This window comes from Chitinophaga sp., from assembly GCF_036566945.1.
GTDB lineage: Bacteria > Bacteroidota > Bacteroidia > Chitinophagales > Chitinophagaceae > Chitinophaga.
In genome coordinates this window covers 1-4,439 of record NZ_DATCVJ010000824.1, presented here as the reverse complement: position 1 = coordinate 4,439, position 4,439 = coordinate 1, and the positions used below count along the sequence as shown (strand labels likewise).

The 4,439-nt window shown below is 47.6% G+C and carries 2 protein-coding genes; both read right to left on the bottom strand.

What is annotated here, in order from left to right; genetic code table 11:
• The coding region (locus VIP81_RS24970) for a SusC/RagA family TonB-linked outer membrane protein (RefSeq protein ID WP_331967724.1) at positions 1-2,294 on the bottom strand (2,294 nt) is incomplete at its 3' end.
• A 121-nt stretch (positions 2,295-2,415) separates the two neighbouring features.
• Positions 2,416-4,439: hybrid sensor histidine kinase/response regulator transcription factor (locus VIP81_RS24965; protein WP_331967722.1), on the bottom strand; the 2,024-nt coding region annotated here is incomplete at its 5' end.

The window sequence follows — 4,439 nt, the reverse complement described above, 5'->3', positions numbered from 1 at the left end:
CCTCCGCCGATTACCGGCCGGTATAGAATAGAATCCTTACCCAGGCTTTCTATCCTGTTCCTGTAAGTCGATGCGTTGATGGTGGCTGTCCAGGAGAAATGATGTGTTTGTACTGCGGCAATTTCTGCAAAAACCTCAAAGCCTTTGTTATTCACCACGCCTACGTTTTTGTACATGGTGCCGCCACCGTCGTAGGCGGCAATAGGTACTTGCAACAACAGGTCCTGCGTGCGTTTGTTATAATAATCAGCCGTGATGTTAAGTCGTCCGCCCAGTAATCCTATATCCAGACCGATGTCGGTTTGCTTGGTAGTTTCCCATTTGAGGTCAGGGTTGCTGGGACTCCCCAGCATGTAGCCCTGGTACAGCGTAGTGGTGCCGTAGGAGTATTGTATGCCGGAAAGCAGGCCAAGACTGCTGTATGGATTGATGGACTGGTTGCCTGTAATGCCCCAGCTGCCACGCAGTTTCAGGTTGGAAAAAACGCCCAGGTTTTTGATAAATTGTTCTTCAGACATACGCCAGCCAACGCCGAGGGAAGGAAAGTATCCCCACTTGTTGGCGGTAGACTGGAATTTGGAGGAGCCATCTGCACGATAAGTAGCAGTGATCAGGTATTTATCATGGAAGGTATAAGAGGCCCGGCCTACGTATGAAAGCAGCGCCCAGTTGGTATACGCTGATGAAATGCCCTGCGAAGTATTCAATCCCAGGTTATAGTAACCATTGGAAGTAGAGGTAAGTCCGGAGCCGGATGCCGCAAAACTGTTGTATTTGTTGGAGGTTTCTTCCACAATACCCATCACCGTGAGGTCATGCTTTTCATTGAACTTTTTATGAAAGGTGAGTGAGTTGCTGTTCTGAAAAGTATAACTTTCCAGGGAGCTCTGACCCGAACCTGGATTGCCGGGGTTTATCCAGTCATTATTCAGATAAGCGCTGCGTGAAATATTTGCATCCAGTCCCAGGTTAATGTTCAACGTGAGCCAATCGGTAATACTATATTTGAGGCGGCCATTAATCACGGCGGAATTAGCGGAGTTATCGCTGTTTCTTTCCTTGATGGTCATGTAGGGGTTGGACCAGATGGGAGAAATAGCAAAACGGTTGTATGCGGAGCCGGAGTCGTATACTGGTTCGGTAGGTGCCCAGGCCAGTGCCGCGGTTACGGGATTGCCCTTGCCGCCGATATCGCCATTATTGTGCGAGTTGGTATGCCCGGCAAAAATGCCCAGCCCTATGCTCACCTTGTTGCTTAATTTGCTGTCGAGATTCGCACGCAGCGCAAATTTCTCCTGGCCGGTATTCTGCAACAAGCCGGATTGATTCACGTAATAACCGGAAATATAGTATCGCGATTTCTCCGTTCCGCCGGAAACGGAGAGCTGGTGATTTTGTGTAATGCCGGTATGGAAGATCATATCCTGCCAGCCTGTGGTTTTGCCGGCATAAGCAGCCGGATCAGGAAATACCGCCGATCCTGCAATGTGATTGGCTTGCGCTGCATAACCTGCAGCATCGAGCAGGTTATACTTTTTCATAGGTTTGTTGCTGCTCAGGAAGCCGTTGTATTCAAGATGCATAGTGCCTGACTGCCCGCTTTTGGTAGTGATGATGATCACGCCGTTGGCGCCCCTGGAACCATAAATAGCCGTAGCGGAAGCATCTTTCAAAACTTCCATAGAAGCAATATCATTTACGTTGATGTCCTGGATCCCGATGCTGCTCAGCGCCACTCCGTCAATTACATAGAGCGGGTCGTTGCTGGCGTTGATGGAATTAGCCCCCCTGATGCGGATCTTTACTGCGCCACCTGGTGCGCCGGAACTATTGGCCACAGAAACGCCGGCTACCCTGCCTTGCAGGGCGGAGGAAGCATTCAGCACCGGTTGGTCTTTATAAGCAGCAGCATTGATGGAAGAAATGGCGCCGGTCAGGTCTTTCCGTCGCTGCGTACCATATCCCACTACCACTACTTCGCTCAGTCCCTGGGTAACGGATTCCAATTGTACATTAACAGTGCTGCGGTTATTCACCGGCACCTCCTTGCTGCTGTAGCCCATCAGGCTGAAAGAAAGGGTGGATCGGGCGGCGGCGGTAATAGTGTATCGTCCACTGCTATCTGTTTGCGTATTTACACCGCTCCCTTTTACATACACGATCACACCTGGCAATGCTGCGTCGCCAGCAGTTACTTTCCCGCTGACGGATTGCTGTGCATAAAGGGTTGTTGCAAAGCTGCTGAAAAGAAAACAGAGACATCCCCATTTCCATAACGTGAGATAAATTTTCATAACAATCTGGTTTTTATACCGTGGAAAACATTTTGTTTGGCCAATACAATGATAGACCCTGTGGGAAGAAAGCTACCGGGGGTAAATGATCAAAAAGAGGGGGTAAACAGGTAATAGGGGATTATTCCGGCAAGTTTATAACATTAAAATCCTTATTAAACGAGCGACGGTATTTTTTGATATAGGCCGAAGGGGTCATTCCAAAGAGTTTGGAAAACTGCTCGCGGAAATATTTCATATCATTGAAGCCCACCCCAAAGGCGGCTTCGTTTACATTACAATCTGTACTGAGTAATATTACAGCTGCCCTGCGCAGGCGTATAAACCGTATAAAGGCATTGACCGACTGACCGGATATCGATTTCACCTTCTTAAAAAGATTGGAACGGCTCATTCCTATTTCTGCGGCCAGTACCTGGATGTTGAAATTGTCCTTATCCAGGTTATTTTCTACGATACGGATACAGCGTTCCAGGAAGTCCTTGTACTCTGTGGAGATCCTGGTATCATTTTGCCGAAGGGTGATCTTGTCGAAGAAGTAATCCTGCAGCATATTCCTGTTCTGTAGGATATTATCGATGCGGGCAATCAGCAGCTCTTTTTCAAATGGCTTGTTAATATAGTCGTCTGCACCACACTCAATGCCCCGTAGTTTGGTTTCCTGGGATGGACTGGCGGTGAGCAGGATTACAGGAATATGACTGAGGGAAGCGTCTTTTTTGATAGTATTACAGAGTTCCACACCGCTCATACCGTTCATGACCACATCGCTGATAATAATATCAGGATAATACTCACGGGCCAATTGCAGCCCGTCTGCTCCATTGTCGGCCTCGTGTAAAAGGAACTTCTCGCGGAAAAGCAGCCGCAGGTAGTCTCTTATTTCGGCGTTGTCATCTACCACCAGCATAGAACGCTTGCCGGAAACAATATCCTCCATGTGGCTTTGTTCTTTTTCTGTTGGTGGTATTTCTGTAGAGATATTGCCCATGAGCTCTTCCAGCAGCACCGGACTTTGGCCCAGTTCTTCAAAAATATATTGTCCGGTAAAATGCGCAGTTCCTTTTTTTAGCTGCACGGCAAAACTGGTTCCCTCTCCTGCGTTACTGGCAAAAGAAATGTGGCCTTTATGACTTTCTATAAATTGCTTCGAAAGGTATAGTCCTATTCCGAAACCGGCCTTCCCGAATGTACCCTTTTCTTTTACCTGGTAAAATTTCTCAAACAACAGGCGACCTGCATTTTCGCTGATGCCACAGCCGGTATCGGTAATGACAAGCTTTATATGCTCGTCGTCTTCCGTCACCACAAAGCTAACCTCTCCATTCTCCGGCGTAAATTTCAATGCGTTGGAAAGTAGGTTAAACAGCACAATATCGATTTTTTCCCGGTCGGCGTACAGTTGCAGTTGTTGATTATCGCAATGGAATGTATAGCTGATGTTCTTTGCCATCGCCTGCTGGCTAAAACAGAGATATACTTCTTTGCAGACATCATAGAAATTAAGACAGGTGATTTTCAGTTTATCTGTTTCACTATCGGCCTTCCGGAAAAGGAGCAACTGGTCAACCAGGCTTAACAAACGCCGGGCATTCCTGTACACCACATCCAGACCACTGCCTGCGGGTTTATCGGTGCTGTTCAGTATTTCCTTTACGGGGTTGATGATAAGCGTCAGCGGGGTCCTGAACTCATGGGACACATTTGTGAAAAAGGCCAGTTTCTTTTCATTGAGTTCTTTTTCCTTCTCTGTTTCCAGGCGTGCAAGGCGGATGTCAAAGTCGAGTTTGTTTTTTTGCGCCTTGTACCGGAGATAAAGATATGCCAGCCCCGCTGCAAAAAAGGTATACATCAGGTAAGCCCACCAGGTTCTGTACCAGGGAGGCAACACCGTTATTTTAATTTTGTATTCCCGGTTATTCCAGGCGCCTTCGGCATTGGTGGTTTTTATGCGGAAAGTATAGCTGCCTTCATGCAAACGGGTATAATTAGCGGTCCGGGATTTACCTACATAGTTCCATCCTTTATCCCAGCCCTCCATATAATAGGCGTAATCGATTTTATCGGGTGCCGTGTATTCCTGCGCGGCAAAATCAAATGCAATCACCGCCTTATTATAGGGGATCTTTAACGCCAGCACTTTGT